The following is a 17,467-nucleotide window of genomic DNA, read 5'->3' as shown; positions in this document are numbered from 1 at the left end:
TGGAACAACAACGTTCCTTCCTTCGGGTTGGAGTTGTGTTGTGCCTGGTTTCCTGCACATAACGGACTTACTGACGAAAGACACTTTGGTGTTTGTTGGTGGGGATGTGTGTGGTGGGGTTGTTGTTTGAGAACTACATAGTGAACGCGAGCATCTTTTATAAGAAAGCAATTTCTTTGAGAAAATGAATGAACCTGGATCTGATGCTGCACCTTTTGGGGTGTGGTTGATGTTTTCATGGTTCTCTCGATAATCAAGATACATAAATCATGATGCAGGGCCTCTTTGTGGGGTGTTGTGTTGTGTTTGACCCGCTTGTGTGTGGTCAAGTTTTTAAGGGCACACGGTGAATGCCTTGGCATTAGGAGCCGAAGAAGGACGTAGGAATCTGCGATAAGCCTCGGGGAGTTGATAACCAAACTTTGATCCGAGGGTGTCCGAATGGGGGAACCCCGCTACCCGGTGTAAGCCGAGGTGGTGACCTGCACCTGAATATATAGGGTGTGTGGAGGGAACGTGGGGAAGTGAAACATCTCAGTACCCACAGGAAGAGAAAACAATAGTGATTCCGTTAGTAGTGGCGAGCGAACGCGGATCAGGCTAAACCGTGTCATGTGTGATAGCCGGCGGGCGTTGCATGGTGCGGGGTTGTGGGACTTACCGTTCTGATTCTGCCGGATCAGTGAGGGGAATGGTGCATGTATAGGTGAACGGTTTTGAATGGCCGACCGTAGAGGGTGAGAGTCCCGTAACTGAAATGCAGTGCACTCCCTGGAAAGTATCCCAAGTAGCACGGGGCCCGAGAAATCCCGTGTGAATCTGTCAGGACCACCTGATAAGCCTAAATACTACCTAATGACCGATAGCGGACAAGTACCGTGAGGGAAAGGTGAAAAGTACCCCGGGAGGGGAGTGAAATAGTACCTGAAACCGTGTGCTTACAATCCGTCAGAGCAAGCGTGCACCTTTGGGTGTAGTTGTTCTTGTGATGGCGTGCCTTTTGAAGAATGAGCCTGCGAGTTAGTGTTACGTCGCGAGGTTAACCCGTGTGGGGAAGCCGTAGCGAAAGCGAGTCTGAATAGGGCGAGTTTAGTGGCGTGATCTAGACCCGAAGCGAAGTGATCTACCCATGGCCAGGTTGAAGCGCGTGTAAGAGCGCGTGGAGGACCGAACCCACTTCAGTTGAAAATGGAGGGGATGAGCTGTGGGTAGGGGTGAAAGGCCAATCAAACTTCGTGATAGCTGGTTCTCCCCGAAATGCATTTAGGTGCAGCGTTGCGTGTTTCTTACTGGAGGTAGAGCTACTGGATGGCTAATGGGCCCTACAAGGTTACTGACGTCAGCCAAACTCCGAATGCCGGTAAGTCAGAGCGTAGCAGTGAGACTGTGGGGGATAAGCTTCATAGTCGAGAGGGAAACAGCCCAGACCACCAACTAAGGCCCCTAAGCGTGTGCTAAGTGGGAAAGGATGTGGGATTGCTTAGACAACCAGGAGGTTGGCTTAGAAGCAGCCATCCTTAAAAGAGTGCGTAATAGCTCACTGGTCAAGTGATTCCGCGCCGACAATGTAGCGGGGCTCAAGTACACCGCCGAAGTTGTGGATTTCAAACATTGCCCTAGCCAGTAGGTTCGTCCTTTGGTTCAGGGGTTTGGAGTGGTAGGGGAGCGTCGTGTAGGCATTGAAGTCGCAGTGTGAACTAGCGGTGGAGCCTACACGAGTGAGAATGCAGGCATGAGTAGCGAAAGACGGGTGAGAAACCCGTCCGCCGAATGATCAAGGGTTCCAGGGTCAAGCTAATCTGCCCTGGGTAAGTCGGGACCTAAGGCGAGGCCGACAGGCGTAGTCGATGGACAACGGGTTGATATTCCCGTACCGGTGAAGAACCGCCAATATTGAACCAATAATACTAACCACCCAAACCACCATTGAGTGTCCTTCGGGACCAGGGTGTGTGGGGAGCGTGGGACCTGAGTTGGGGATGTAAACGTATTAACAGGTGTGACGCAGGAAGGTAGCCGAGCCGGGCGATGGTAGTCCCGGTCTAAGGACGTAGGAAACACGATAGGCAAATCCGTTGTGTTGTCTTCAATGACGATTCTGAGATCTGATGGGACCCCCGCATGGGGGAATTCGGTGATCCTATGCTGCCTAGAAAAGCATCGACGTGAGGTTCAAACCGCCCGTACCCCAAACCGACACAGGTGATCAGGTAGAGAATACTAAGGCGATCGAGAGAATTATGGTTAAGGAACTCGGCAAAATGCCCCCGTAACTTCGGGAGAAGGGGGGCCTGCCATGTGAAGGACACTAGCTGTCCGTGAGCGTGTGTGGGCCGCAGAGACCAGGGGGAAGCGACTGTTTACTAAAAACACAGGTCCATGCGAAGTCGCAAGACGATGTATATGGACTGACTCCTGCCCGGTGCTGGAAGGTTAAGAGGACCGGTTAGCTCAACTTGTTGAGCGAAGCTGAGAATTTAAGCCCCAGTAAACGGCGGTGGTAACTATAACCATCCTAAGGTAGCGAAATTCCTTGTCGGGTAAGTTCCGACCTGCACGAATGGAGTAACGACTTCCCCGCTGTCTCAACCATAAACTCGGCGAAATTGCAGTACGAGTAAAGATGCTCGTTACGCGCAGCAGGACGGAAAGACCCCGAGACCTTTACTATAGTTTGGTATTGGTGTTCGGAGTGGCTTGTGTAGGATAGGTGGGAGACTGTGAAGCGACAACGCTAGTTGTTGTGGAGTCATCGTTGAAATACCACTCTGGTCACTTTGGACATCTAACTTCGGCCCGTAATCCGGGTCAGGGACAGTGCCTGATGGGTAGTTTAACTGGGGCGGTTGCCTCCTAAAAAGTAACGGAGGCGCCCAAAGGTTCCCTCAGCCTGGTTGGCAATCAGGTTTCGAGTGTAAGTGCACAAGGGAGCTTGACTGTGAGAGGGACACCTCGAGCAGGGACGAAAGTCGGGACTAGTGATCCGGCGGCACATTGTGGAATGGCCGTCGCTCAACGGATAAAAGGTACCTCGGGGATAACAGGCTGATCTTGCCCAAGAGTCCATATCGACGGCATGGTTTGGCACCTCGATGTCGGCTCGTCGCATCCTGGGGCTGGAGTAGGTCCCAAGGGTTGGGCTGTTCGCCCATTAAAGCGGTACGCGAGCTGGGTTTAGAACGTCGTGAGACAGTTCGGTCCCTATCCGCTGCGCGCGCAGGAAATTTGAGAAGGTCTGTCCTTAGTACGAGAGGACCGGGACGGACGAACCTCTGGTGTGTCAGTTGTACTGCCAAGTGCATCGCTGATTAGCTACGTTCGGATGGGATAACCGCTGAAAGCATCTAAGCGGGAAGCCCGCTTCAAGATGAGATTTCCATACACCTAAACGTGTGAGAGGCCCCCAGCAGACCACTGGGTTGATAGGCCGGATGTGGAAGCGAGGACTAAAGACTCGTGAAGCTGACCGGTACTAATAGGCCGATAACTTACACCACACACACTCTTATATGACATGAGTATGCTCGCGTTCACTATGTGGTTCCCAACCAACAAACCCATCAAGGATTTGTTAAGTTGAAACCAAAAAAACAGGTTCCTTTACTGTGACTCTACCCACCAGTTCCTGGTGAAAAGAGAAACACGAAGAGCCTGTATAATAAAATACTGTTGTTCCATAACAAGAACACCCAACAAGCCACCCAACCAGGAAACTGGAACTGGGGAACGAGTTACGGTGGTCATAGCGTGGGGGAAACGCCCGGTCCCATTCCGAACCCGGAAGCTAAGACCCACAGCGCCGATGGTACTGCATTCGTGAGGATGTGGGAGAGTAGGACACCGCCGGACAACACGTAAAAAAAGGGTCGAGGCCCCACACCAACACTGGTGTGGGGCCTCCCCACATTTAACACCCACAACCACAACCACAACACCACTATTCAAGGCCACCCCCACCCCGGGTGGCCACCACTGTTTAAAGCCGCTCTGCTCACCCCAGCAGCAGCTACCCCACCACCGGCACCGCACCAGAAGGGCGGCACCGGCTTCGCCGGCACCACCAACCAGGAGGCCGCCATTGCTTAGCGACCAGCAGCTAAGGCCGGCCAAGGGGCTGGTTTAGCGTTTGAGGCGGGTTGCTAACCCCTCGCCCGGATCCTGATGGTGGGTAGGTTTTGATCGCTGTTAAGGGATACCTGGCCGGGAGCTGGTGGTTGCCGTCATGGGACAGGGCATTTACTTCCTGGATCCCATGATGAAGGGCGGTCATGCCGGGGGCTCCTTTGGTGCAGGGCTCTCTGAGGACCGCTGTAGGTTGTGGTGCTGAGCAATGGGGTGAGCTGGCATGCTCTGATGTTTAGGGGGTTTGCATGATCCTGGTGTCAGTGCGTGAGCTCGCAGCAGAGCCATGCAGTGCGTGTTGCGTCGTGGGCTGAACTCGTCCGAAGCCAGCGAAAGAATCGCCCGGAACAAGGTGTGGTTTGAGCTGGTGCCGGCGCTAGTTCAGATCGGCTCTGCGAGAGGTGGTAGGGGTCACGGTGTTTGGAGTTGGTGTTGAGGGTCAAAGGTGTGTATTGTTTTTCGAGTTGCCCCGGTTGATGGGGGAACGATAAGCCCGAGTTTTGTGGCCGGTTTTGCCGGTTTACTTCTCATGTTTTGATGGTGTGGTTCACGGTTTAGTGGATTTGCTTTGTTGAAATGTTTCGGGTAAGCTTGAAAAGTTGCCTCGGCACTGATCATCACGGACTGTTTGGTTTGTGTATGTGTTGGCTGAGTGTGGTTGTTGTTTGAGAACTCAATAGTGTGCCAAGTTTTATTGATACCAATTTATTTATATTGAATTGGTTATTTGGTTGTGTGTTGCCGCCCCTGTGGTGATGCATGATCGTTTAGCTGGTTTCGAATTTAGTGCATGCTTTCATTACCTTTTTCCGGTGTGATTGTGTGTGTCTGTTTAGTTATTAACGGAGAGTTTGATCCTGGCTCAGGATGAACGCTGGCGGCGTGCTTAACACATGCAAGTCGAACGATGAACCCGCTTGCGGGGGATTAGTGGCGAACGGGTGAGTAACACGTGAGTAACCTGCCCTTAACTCTGGGATAAGCCTTGGAAACGGGGTCTAATACTGGATATTGACTTTACCTCGCATGGGGTTTAGTTGAAAGATTTATTGGTTTTGGATGGACTCGCGGCCTATCAGCTTGTTGGTGAGGTAATGGCTCACCAAGGCGACGACGGGTAGCCGGCCTGAGAGGGTGACCGGCCACACTGGGACTGAGACACGGCCCAGACTCCTACGGGAGGCAGCAGTGGGGAATATTGCACAATGGGCGAAAGCCTGATGCAGCGACGCCGCGTGAGGGATGACGGCCTTCGGGTTGTAAACCTCTTTCAGTAGGGAACAAGGCCACACGTTGTGTGGTTGAGGGTACTTGCAGAAGAAGCGCCGGCTAACTACGTGCCAGCAGCCGCGGTAATACGTAGGGCGCAAGCGTTATCCGGAATTATTGGGCGTAAAGAGCTCGTAGGCGGTTTGTCGCGTCTGCCGTGAAAGTCCGGGGCTCAACTCCGGATCTGCGGTGGGTACGGGCAGACTAGAGTGATGTAGGGGAGACTGGAATTCCTGGTGTAGCGGTGAAATGCGCAGATATCAGGAGGAACACCGATGGCGAAGGCAGGTCTCTGGGCATTAACTGACGCTGAGGAGCGAAAGCATGGGGAGCGAACAGGATTAGATACCCTGGTAGTCCATGCCGTAAACGTTGGGCACTAGGTGTGGGGGACATTCCACGTTTTCCGCGCCGTAGCTAACGCATTAAGTGCCCCGCCTGGGGAGTACGGCCGCAAGGCTAAAACTCAAAGGAATTGACGGGGGCCCGCACAAGCGGCGGAGCATGCGGATTAATTCGATGCAACGCGAAGAACCTTACCAAGGCTTGACATGAACTGGAAATACCTGGAAACAGGTGCCCCGCTTGCGGTCGGTTTACAGGTGGTGCATGGTTGTCGTCAGCTCGTGTCGTGAGATGTTGGGTTAAGTCCCGCAACGAGCGCAACCCTCGTTCTATGTTGCCAGCACGTAATGGTGGGGACTCATAGGAGACTGCCGGGGTCAACTCGGAGGAAGGTGAGGACGACGTCAAATCATCATGCCCCTTATGTCTTGGGCTTCACGCATGCTACAATGGCCGGTACAATGGGTTGCGATACTGTGAGGTGGAGCTAATCCCAAAAAGCCGGTCTCAGTTCGGATTGGGGTCTGCAACTCGACCCCATGAAGTCGGAGTCGCTAGTAATCGCAGATCAGCAACGCTGCGGTGAATACGTTCCCGGGCCTTGTACACACCGCCCGTCAAGTCACGAAAGTTGGTAACACCCGAAGCCGGTGGCCTAACCCCCTTGTGGGGAGGGAGCTGTCGAAGGTGGGACTGGCGATTGGGACTAAGTCGTAACAAGGTAGCCGTACCGGAAGGTGCGGCTGGATCACCTCCTTTCTAAGGAGCACCAAACGCCGCGATCGGCTCCGCATGGAGACGTATTGGTGGTGTGAGGAGTAAAGACTCATTGCCAGAACGCATGTTTCTGGGTGAGTTGCTCAAGGGTGGAATATCAATAAAATAGGTGCCTGCTGGTACATGGCGATCTGAATCGAGTACACCGTCCCTTTGGGGGTGGGAGGAAAAGTTCATCAAGGGTTGTTGTGTTGTGGTGGGTGGTGTTTGGCACACTGTTGGGTCCTGGAACAACAACGTTCCTTCCTTCGGGTTGGAGTTGTGTTGTGCCTGGTTTCCTGCACATGACGGACTTACTGACGAAAGACACTTTGGTGTTTGTTGGTGGGGATGTGTGTGGTGGGGTTGTTGTTTGAGAACTACATAGTGAACGCGAGCATCTTTTATAAGAAAGCAATTTCTTTGAGAAAATGAATGAACCTGGATCTGATGCTGCACCTTTTGGGGTGTGGTTGATGTTTTCATGGTTCTCTCGATAATCAAGATACATAATCATGATGCAGGGCCTCTTTGTGGGGTGTTGTGTTGTGTTTGACCCGCTTGTGTGTGGTCAAGTTTTTAAGGGCACACGGTGAATGCCTTGGCATTAGGAGCCGAAGAAGGACGTAGGAATCTGCGATAAGCCTCGGGGAGTTGATAACCAAACTTTGATCCGAGGGTGTCCGAATGGGGGAACCCCGCTACCCGGTGTAAGTCGAGGTGGTGACCTGCACCTGAATATATAGGGTGTGTGGAGGGAACGTGGGGAAGTGAAACATCTCAGTACCCACAGGAAGAGAAAACAATAGTGATTCCGTTAGTAGTGGCGAGCGAACGCGGATCAGGCTAAACCGTGTCATGTGTGATAGCCGGCGGGCGTTGCATGGTGCGGGGTTGTGGGACTTACCGTTCTGATTCTGCCGGATCAGTGAGGGGAATGGTGCATGTATAGGTGAACGGTTTTGAATGGCCGACCGTAGAGGGTGAGAGTCCCGTAACTGAAATGCAGTGCACTCCCTGGAAAGTATCCCAAGTAGCACGGGGCCCGAGAAATCCCGTGTGAATCTGTCAGGACCACCTGATAAGCCTAAATACTACCTAATGACCGATAGCGGACAAGTACCGTGAGGGAAAGGTGAAAAGTACCCCGGGAGGGGAGTGAAATAGTACCTGAAACCGTGTGCTTACAATCCGTCAGAGCAAGCGTGCACCTTTGGGTGTAGTTGTTCTTGTGATGGCGTGCCTTTTGAAGAATGAGCCTGCGAGTTAGTGTTACGTCGCGAGGTTAACCCGTGTGGGGAAGCCGTAGCGAAAGCGAGTCTGAATAGGGCGAGTTTAGTGGCGTGATCTAGACCCGAAGCGAAGTGATCTACCCATGGCCAGGTTGAAGCGCGTGTAAGAGCGCGTGGAGGACCGAACCCACTTCAGTTGAAAATGGAGGGGATGAGCTGTGGGTAGGGGTGAAAGGCCAATCAAACTTCGTGATAGCTGGTTCTCCCCGAAATGCATTTAGGTGCAGCGTTGCGTGTTTCTTACTGGAGGTAGAGCTACTGGATGGCTAATGGGCCCTACAAGGTTACTGACGTCAGCCAAACTCCGAATGCCGGTAAGTCAGAGCGTAGCAGTGAGACTGTGGGGGATAAGCTTCATAGTCGAGAGGGAAACAGCCCAGACCACCAACTAAGGCCCCTAAGCGTGTGCTAAGTGGGAAAGGATGTGGGATTGCTTAGACAACCAGGAGGTTGGCTTAGAAGCAGCCATCCTTAAAAGAGTGCGTAATAGCTCACTGGTCAAGTGATTCCGCGCCGACAATGTAGCGGGGCTCAAGTACACCGCCGAAGTTGTGGATTTCAAACATTGCCCTAGCCAGTAGGTTCGTCCTTTGGTTCAGGGGTTTGGAGTGGTAGGGGAGCGTCGTGTAGGCATTGAAGTCGCAGTGTGAACTAGCGGTGGAGCCTACACGAGTGAGAATGCAGGCATGAGTAGCGAAAGACGGGTGAGAAACCCGTCCGCCGAATGATCAAGGGTTCCAGGGTCAAGCTAATCTGCCCTGGGTAAGTCGGGACCTAAGGCGAGGCCGACAGGCGTAGTCGATGGACAACGGGTTGATATTCCCGTACCGGTGAAGAACCGCCCCTATTGAACCAATAATACTAACCACCCAAACCACCATTGAGTGTCCTTCGGGACCAGGGTGTGTGGGGAGCGTGGGACCTGAGTTGGGGATGTAAACGTATTAACAGGTGTGACGCAGGAAGGTAGCCGAGCCGGGCGATGGTAGTCCCGGTCTAAGGACGTAGGAAACACGATAGGCAAATCCGTTGTGTTGTCTTCAATGACGATTCTGAGATCTGATGGGACCCCCGCATGGGGGAATTCGGTGATCCTATGCTGCCTAGAAAAGCATCGACGTGAGGTTCAAACCGCCCGTACCCCAAACCGACACAGGTGATCAGGTAGAGAATACTAAGGCGATCGAGAGAATTATGGTTAAGGAACTCGGCAAAATGCCCCCGTAACTTCGGGAGAAGGGGGGCCTGCCATGTGAAGGACACTAGCTGTCCGTGAGCGTGTGTGGGCCGCAGAGACCAGGGGGAAGCGACTGTTTACTAAAAACACAGGTCCATGCGAAGTCGCAAGACGATGTATATGGACTGACTCCTGCCCGGTGCTGGAAGGTTAAGAGGACCGGTTAGCTCAACTTGTTGAGCGAAGCTGAGAATTTAAGCCCCAGTAAACGGCGGTGGTAACTATAACCATCCTAAGGTAGCGAAATTCCTTGTCGGGTAAGTTCCGACCTGCACGAATGGAGTAACGACTTCCCCGCTGTCTCAACCATAAACTCGGCGAAATTGCAGTACGAGTAAAGATGCTCGTTACGCGCAGCAGGACGGAAAGACCCCGAGACCTTTACTATAGTTTGGTATTGGTGTTCGGAGTGGCTTGTGTAGGATAGGTGGGAGACTGTGAAGCGACAACGCTAGTTGTTGTGGAGTCATCGTTGAAATACCACTCTGGTCACTTTGGACATCTAACTTCGGCCCGTAATCCGGGTCAGGGACAGTGCCTGATGGGTAGTTTAACTGGGGCGGTTGCCTCCTAAAAAGTAACGGAGGCGCCCAAAGGTTCCCTCAGCCTGGTTGGCAATCAGGTTTCGAGTGTAAGTGCACAAGGGAGCTTGACTGTGAGAGGGACACCTCGAGCAGGGACGAAAGTCGGGACTAGTGATCCGGCGGCACATTGTGGAATGGCCGTCGCTCAACGGATAAAAGGTACCTCGGGGATAACAGGCTGATCTTGCCCAAGAGTCCATATCGACGGCATGGTTTGGCACCTCGATGTCGGCTCGTCGCATCCTGGGGCTGGAGTAGGTCCCAAGGGTTGGGCTGTTCGCCCATTAAAGCGGTACGCGAGCTGGGTTTAGAACGTCGTGAGACAGTTCGGTCCCTATCCGCTGCGCGCGCAGGAAATTTGAGAAGGTCTGTCCTTAGTACGAGAGGACCGGGACGGACGAACCTCTGGTGTGTCAGTTGTACTGCCAAGTGCATCGCTGATTAGCTACGTTCGGATGGGATAACCGCTGAAAGCATCTAAGCGGGAAGCCCGCTTCAAGATGAGATTTCCATACACCTAAACGTGTGAGAGGCCCCCAGCAGACCACTGGGTTGATAGGCCGGATGTGGAAGCGAGGACTAAAGACTCGTGAAGCTGACCGGTACTAATAGGCCGATAACTTACACCACACACACTCTTATATGACATGAGTATGCTCGCGTTCACTATGTGGTTCCCAACCAACAAACCCATCAAGGATTTGTTAAGTTGAAACCAAAAAAACAGGTTCCTTTACTGTGACTCTACCCACCAGTTCCTGGTGAAAAGAGAAACACGAAGAGCCTGTATAATAAAATACTGTTGCTCCAAGAGCACCCAACAAGCCACCCAACCAGGAAACTGGAACTGGGGAACGAGTTACGGTGGTCATAGCGTGGGGGAAACGCCCGGTCCCATTCCGAACCCGGAAGCTAAGACCCACAGCGCCGATGGTACTGCATTCGTGAGGATGTGGGAGAGTAGGACACCGCCGGACAACACGTAAAAAAAGGGTCGAGGCCCCACACCAACACTGGTGTGGGGCCTCCCCACATTTAACACCCACAACCACAACCACAACACCACTATTCAAGGCCACCCCCACCCCGGGTGGCCACCACTGTTTAAAGCCGCTCTGCTCACCCCAGCAGCAGCTACCCCACCACCGGCACCGCACCAGAAGGGCGGCACCGGCTTCGCCGGCACCACCAACCAGGAGGCCGCCATTGCTTAGCGACCAGCAGCTAAGGCCGGCCAAGGGGCTGGTTTAGCGTTTGAGGCGGGTTGCTAACCCCTCGCCCGGATCCTGATGGTGGGTAGGTTTTGATCGCTGTTAAGGGATACCTGGCCGGGAGCTGGTGGTTGCCGTCATGGGACAGGGCATTTACTTCCTGGATCCCATGATGAAGGGCGGTCATGCCGGGGGCTCCTTTGGTGCAGGGCTCTCTGAGGACCGCTGTAGGTTGTGGTGCTGAGCAATGGGGTGAGCTGGCATGCTCTGATGTTTAGGGGGTTTGCATGATCCTGGTGTCAGTGCGTGAGCTCGCAGCAGAGCCATGCAGTGCGTGTTGCGTCGTGGGCTGAACTCGTCCGAAGCCAGCGAAAGAATCGCCCGGAACAAGGTGTGGTTTGAGCTGGTGCCGGCGCTAGTTCAGATCGGCTCTGCGAGAGGTGGTAGGGGTCACGGTGTTTGGAGTTGGTGTTGAGGGTCAAAGGTGTGTATTGTTTTTCGAGTTGCCCCGGTTGATGGGGGAACGATAAGCCCGAGTTTTGTGGCCGGTTTTGCCGGTTTACTTCTCATGTTTTGATGGTGTGGTTCACGGTTTAGTGGATTTGCTTTGTTGAAATGTTTCGGGTAAGCTTGAAAAGTTGCCTCGGCACTGATCATCACGGACTGTTTGGTTTGTGTATGTGTTGGCTGAGTGTGGTTGTTGTTTGAGAACTCAATAGTGTGCCAAGTTTTATTGATACCAATTTATTTATATTGAATTGGTTATTTGGTTGTGTGTTGCCGCCCCTGTGGTGATGCATGATCGTTTAGCTGGTTTCGAATTTAGTGCATGCTTTCATTACCTTTTTCCGGTGTGATTGTGTGTGTCTGTTTAGTTATTAACGGAGAGTTTGATCCTGGCTCAGGATGAACGCTGGCGGCGTGCTTAACACATGCAAGTCGAACGATGAACCCGCTTGCGGGGGATTAGTGGCGAACGGGTGAGTAACACGTGAGTAACCTGCCCTTAACTCTGGGATAAGCCTTGGAAACGGGGTCTAATACTGGATATTGACTTTACCTCGCATGGGGTTTAGTTGAAAGATTTATTGGTTTTGGATGGACTCGCGGCCTATCAGCTTGTTGGTGAGGTAATGGCTCACCAAGGCGACGACGGGTAGCCGGCCTGAGAGGGTGACCGGCCACACTGGGACTGAGACACGGCCCAGACTCCTACGGGAGGCAGCAGTGGGGAATATTGCACAATGGGCGAAAGCCTGATGCAGCGACGCCGCGTGAGGGATGACGGCCTTCGGGTTGTAAACCTCTTTCAGTAGGGAACAAGGCCACACGTTGTGTGGTTGAGGGTACTTGCAGAAGAAGCGCCGGCTAACTACGTGCCAGCAGCCGCGGTAATACGTAGGGCGCAAGCGTTATCCGGAATTATTGGGCGTAAAGAGCTCGTAGGCGGTTTGTCGCGTCTGCCGTGAAAGTCCGGGGCTCAACTCCGGATCTGCGGTGGGTACGGGCAGACTAGAGTGATGTAGGGGAGACTGGAATTCCTGGTGTAGCGGTGAAATGCGCAGATATCAGGAGGAACACCGATGGCGAAGGCAGGTCTCTGGGCATTAACTGACGCTGAGGAGCGAAAGCATGGGGAGCGAACAGGATTAGATACCCTGGTAGTCCATGCCGTAAACGTTGGGCACTAGGTGTGGGGGACATTCCACGTTTTCCGCGCCGTAGCTAACGCATTAAGTGCCCCGCCTGGGGAGTACGGCCGCAAGGCTAAAACTCAAAGGAATTGACGGGGGCCCGCACAAGCGGCGGAGCATGCGGATTAATTCGATGCAACGCGAAGAACCTTACCAAGGCTTGACATGAACTGGAAATACCTGGAAACAGGTGCCCCGCTTGCGGTCGGTTTACAGGTGGTGCATGGTTGTCGTCAGCTCGTGTCGTGAGATGTTGGGTTAAGTCCCGCAACGAGCGCAACCCTCGTTCTATGTTGCCAGCACGTAATGGTGGGGACTCATAGGAGACTGCCGGGGTCAACTCGGAGGAAGGTGAGGACGACGTCAAATCATCATGCCCCTTATGTCTTGGGCTTCACGCATGCTACAATGGCCGGTACAATGGGTTGCGATACTGTGAGGTGGAGCTAATCCCAAAAAGCCGGTCTCAGTTCGGATTGGGGTCTGCAACTCGACCCCATGAAGTCGGAGTCGCTAGTAATCGCAGATCAGCAACGCTGCGGTGAATACGTTCCCGGGCCTTGTACACACCGCCCGTCAAGTCACGAAAGTTGGTAACACCCGAAGCCGGTGGCCTAACCCCCTTGTGGGGAGGGAGCTGTCGAAGGTGGGACTGGCGATTGGGACTAAGTCGTAACAAGGTAGCCGTACCGGAAGGTGCGGCTGGATCACCTCCTTTCTAAGGAGCACCAAACGCCACGATCGGCTCCGCATGGAGACGTATTGGTGGTGTGAGGAGTAAAGACTCATTGCCAGAACGCATGTTTCTGGGTGAGTTGCTCAAGGGTGGAATATCAATAAAATAGGTGCCTGCTGGTACATGGCGATCTGAATCGAGTACACCGTCCCTTTGGGGGTGGGAGGAAAAGTTCATCAAGGATTGTTGTGTTGTGGTGGGTGGTGTTTGGCACACTGTTGGGTCCTGGAACAACAACGTTCCTTCCTTCGGGTTGGAGTTGTGTTGTGCCTGGTTTCCTGCACATAACGGACTTACTGACGAAAGACACTTTGGTGTTTGTTGGTGGGGATGTGTGTGGTGGGGTTGTTGTTTGAGAACTACATAGTGAACGCGAGCATCTTTTATAAGAAAGCAATTTCTTTGAGAAAATGAATGAACCTGGATCTGATGCTGCATCCTTTTGTGGTGTGGTTGATGTTTTCATGGTTCTCTCGATAATCAAGATACATAAATCATGATGCAGGGCCTCTTTGTGGGGTGTTGTGTTGTGTTTGACCCGCTTGTGTGTGGTCAAGTTTTTAAGGGCACACGGTGAATGCCTTGGCATTAGGAGCCGAAGAAGGACGTAGGAATCTGCGATAAGCCTCGGGGAGTTGATAACCAAACTTTGATCCGAGGGTGTCCGAATGGGGGAACCCCGCTACCCGGTGTAAGCCGAGGTGGTGACCTGCACCTGAATATATAGGGTGTGTGGAGGGAACGTGGGGAAGTGAAACATCTCAGTACCCACAGGAAGAGAAAACAATAGTGATTCCGTTAGTAGTGGCGAGCGAACGCGGATCAGGCTAAACCGTGTCATGTGTGATAGCCGGCGGGCGTTGCATGGTGCGGGGTTGTGGGACTTACCGTTCTGATTCTGCCGGATCAGTGAGGGGAATGGTGCATGTATAGGTGAACGGTTTTGAATGGCCGACCGTAGAGGGTGAGAGTCCCGTAACTGAAATGCAGTGCACTCCCTGGAAAGTATCCCAAGTAGCACGGGGCCCGAGAAATCCCGTGTGAATCTGTCAGGACCACCTGATAAGCCTAAATACTACCTAATGACCGATAGCGGACAAGTACCGTGAGGGAAAGGTGAAAAGTACCCCGGGAGGGGAGTGAAATAGTACCTGAAACCGTGTGCTTACAATCCGTCAGAGCAAGCGTGCACCTTTGGGTGTAGTTGTTCTTGTGATGGCGTGCCTTTTGAAGAATGAGCCTGCGAGTTAGTGTTACGTCGCGAGGTTAACCCGTGTGGGGAAGCCGTAGCGAAAGCGAGTCTGAATAGGGCGAGTTTAGTGGCGTGATCTAGACCCGAAGCGAAGTGATCTACCCATGGCCAGGTTGAAGCGCGTGTAAGAGCGCGTGGAGGACCGAACCCACTTCAGTTGAAAATGGAGGGGATGAGCTGTGGGTAGGGGTGAAAGGCCAATCAAACTTCGTGATAGCTGGTTCTCCCCGAAATGCATTTAGGTGCAGCGTTGCGTGTTTCTTACTGGAGGTAGAGCTACTGGATGGCTAATGGGCCCTACAAGGTTACTGACGTCAGCCAAACTCCGAATGCCGGTAAGTCAGAGCGTAGCAGTGAGACTGTGGGGGATAAGCTTCATAGTCGAGAGGGAAACAGCCCAGACCACCAACTAAGGCCCCTAAGCGTGTGCTAAGTGGGAAAGGATGTGGGATTGCTTAGACAACCAGGAGGTTGGCTTAGAAGCAGCCATCCTTAAAAGAGTGCGTAATAGCTCACTGGTCAAGTGATTCCGCGCCGACAATGTAGCGGGGCTCAAGTACACCGCCGAAGTTGTGGATTTCAAACATTGCCCTAGCCAGTAGGTTCGTCCTTTGGTTCAGGGGTTTGGAGTGGTAGGGGAGCGTCGTGTAGGCATTGAAGTCGCAGTGTGAACTAGCGGTGGAGCCTACACGAGTGAGAATGCAGGCATGAGTAGCGAAAGACGGGTGAGAAACCCGTCCGCCGAATGATCAAGGGTTCCAGGGTCAAGCTAATCTGCCCTGGGTAAGTCGGGACCTAAGGCGAGGCCGACAGGCGTAGTCGATGGACAACGGGTTGATATTCCCGTACCGGTGAAGAACCGCCCCTATTGAACCAATAATACTAACCACCCAAACCACCATTGAGTGTCCTTCGGGACCAGGGTGTGTGGGGAGCGTGGGACCTGAGTTGGGGATGTAAACGTATTAACAGGTGTGACGCAGGAAGGTAGCCGAGCCGGGCGATGGTAGTCCCGGTCTAAGGACGTAGGAAACACGATAGGCAAATCCGTTGTGTTGTCTTCAATGACGATTCTGAGATCTGATGGGACCCCCGCATGGGGGAATTCGGTGATCCTATGCTGCCTAGAAAAGCATCGACGTGAGGTTCAAACCGCCCGTACCCCAAACCGACACAGGTGATCAGGTAGAGAATACTAAGGCGATCGAGAGAATTATGGTTAAGGAACTCGGCAAAATGCCCCCGTAACTTCGGGAGAAGGGGGGCCTGCCATGTGAAGGACACTAGCTGTCCGTGAGCGTGTGTGGGCCGCAGAGACCAGGGGGAAGCGACTGTTTACTAAAAACACAGGTCCATGCGAAGTCGCAAGACGATGTATATGGACTGACTCCTGCCCGGTGCTGGAAGGTTAAGAGGACCGGTTAGCTCAACTTGTTGAGCGAAGCTGAGAATTTAAGCCCCAGTAAACGGCGGTGGTAACTATAACCATCCTAAGGTAGCGAAATTCCTTGTCGGGTAAGTTCCGACCTGCACGAATGGAGTAACGACTTCCCCGCTGTCTCAACCATAAACTCGGCGAAATTGCAGTACGAGTAAAGATGCTCGTTACGCGCAGCAGGACGGAAAGACCCCGAGACCTTTACTATAGTTTGGTATTGGTGTTCGGAGTGGCTTGTGTAGGATAGGTGGGAGACTGTGAAGCGACAACGCTAGTTGTTGTGGAGTCATCGTTGAAATACCACTCTGGTCACTTTGGACATCTAACTTCGGCCCGTAATCCGGGTCAGGGACAGTGCCTGATGGGTAGTTTAACTGGGGCGGTTGCCTCCTAAAAAGTAACGGAGGCGCCCAAAGGTTCCCTCAGCCTGGTTGGCAATCAGGTTTCGAGTGTAAGTGCACAAGGGAGCTTGACTGTGAGAGGGACACCTCGAGCAGGGACGAAAGTCGGGACTAGTGATCCGGCGGCACATTGTGGAATGGCCGTCGCTCAACGGATAAAAGGTACCTCGGGGATAACAGGCTGATCTTGCCCAAGAGTCCATATCGACGGCATGGTTTGGCACCTCGATGTCGGCTCGTCGCATCCTGGGGCTGGAGTAGGTCCCAAGGGTTGGGCTGTTCGCCCATTAAAGCGGTACGCGAGCTGGGTTTAGAACGTCGTGAGACAGTTCGGTCCCTATCCGCTGCGCGCGCAGGAAATTTGAGAAGGTCTGTCCTTAGTACGAGAGGACCGGGACGGACGAACCTCTGGTGTGTCAGTTGTACTGCCAAGTGCATCGCTGATTAGCTACGTTCGGATGGGATAACCGCTGAAAGCATCTAAGCGGGAAGCCCGCTTCAAGATGAGATTTCCATACACCTAAACGTGTGAGAGGCCCCCAGCAGACCACTGGGTTGATAGGCCGGATGTGGAAGCGAGGACTAAAGACTCGTGAAGCTGACCGGTACTAATAGGCCGATAACTTACACCACACACACTCTTATATGACATGAGTATGCTCGCGTTCACTATGTGGTTCCCAACCAACAAACCCATCAAGGATTTGTTAAGTTGAAACCAAAAAAACAGGTTCCTTTACTGTGACTCTACCCACCAGTTCCTGGTGAAAAGAGAAACACGAAGAGCCTGTATAATAAAATACTGTTGTTCCATAACAAGAACACCCAACAAGCCACCCAACCAGGAAACTGGAACTGGGGAACGAGTTACGGTGGTCATAGCGTGGGGGAAACGCCCGGTCCCATTCCGAACCCGGAAGCTAAGACCCACAGCGCCGATGGTACTGCATTCGTGAGGATGTGGGAGAGTAGGACACCGCCGGACAACACGTAAAAAAGGGTCGAGGCCCCACACCAACACTGGTGTGGGGCCTCCCCACATTTAACACCCCTCTTTTCACGGAACATGACACCCCTTATTTCACGGAACGACTTTCACGCAAAGCCCCGGGCCCTAGAGCTCACGACGA

8 rRNA genes are annotated in these 17,467 nt (G+C 53.1%); all 8 read left to right on the top strand.

Annotation, left to right across the window (positions count from 1 at the left end):
• Positions 1-323: 323 nt before the first annotated feature.
• Positions 324-3,497 (top strand): 23S ribosomal RNA (locus AS189_RS02380).
• A 235-nt stretch (positions 3,498-3,732) separates the two neighbouring features.
• Positions 3,733-3,849, top strand: a 5S ribosomal RNA gene (rrf, locus tag AS189_RS02375).
• A gap of 1,112 nt (positions 3,850-4,961) precedes the next feature.
• A 16S ribosomal RNA gene (locus tag AS189_RS02365) occupies positions 4,962-6,495 on the top strand.
• Positions 6,496-7,061: 566 nt separating this feature from the next.
• Positions 7,062-10,235: ribosomal RNA gene (locus tag AS189_RS02360) — 23S ribosomal RNA — on the top strand.
• 230 nt (positions 10,236-10,465) lie between these two features.
• Positions 10,466-10,582, top strand: a 5S ribosomal RNA gene (rrf, locus tag AS189_RS02355).
• 1,112 nt (positions 10,583-11,694) lie between these two features.
• A 16S ribosomal RNA gene (locus AS189_RS02345) occupies positions 11,695-13,228 on the top strand.
• Between the two features lie 568 nt (positions 13,229-13,796).
• Positions 13,797-16,970 (top strand): 23S ribosomal RNA (locus tag AS189_RS02340).
• A gap of 235 nt (positions 16,971-17,205) precedes the next feature.
• A 5S ribosomal RNA gene (gene rrf / locus AS189_RS02335) occupies positions 17,206-17,322 on the top strand.
• The 16S, 23S and 5S rRNA genes sit together here, the layout of an rRNA operon.
• Positions 17,323-17,467 lie beyond the last annotated feature (145 nt).

This window comes from Arthrobacter alpinus (genome assembly GCF_001445575.1).
Lineage (GTDB): Bacteria > Actinomycetota > Actinomycetes > Actinomycetales > Micrococcaceae > Specibacter > Specibacter alpinus_C.
Note: the sequence above shows the minus strand (reverse complement) of the source record. Positions and strands in the feature narration are given on the sequence as shown.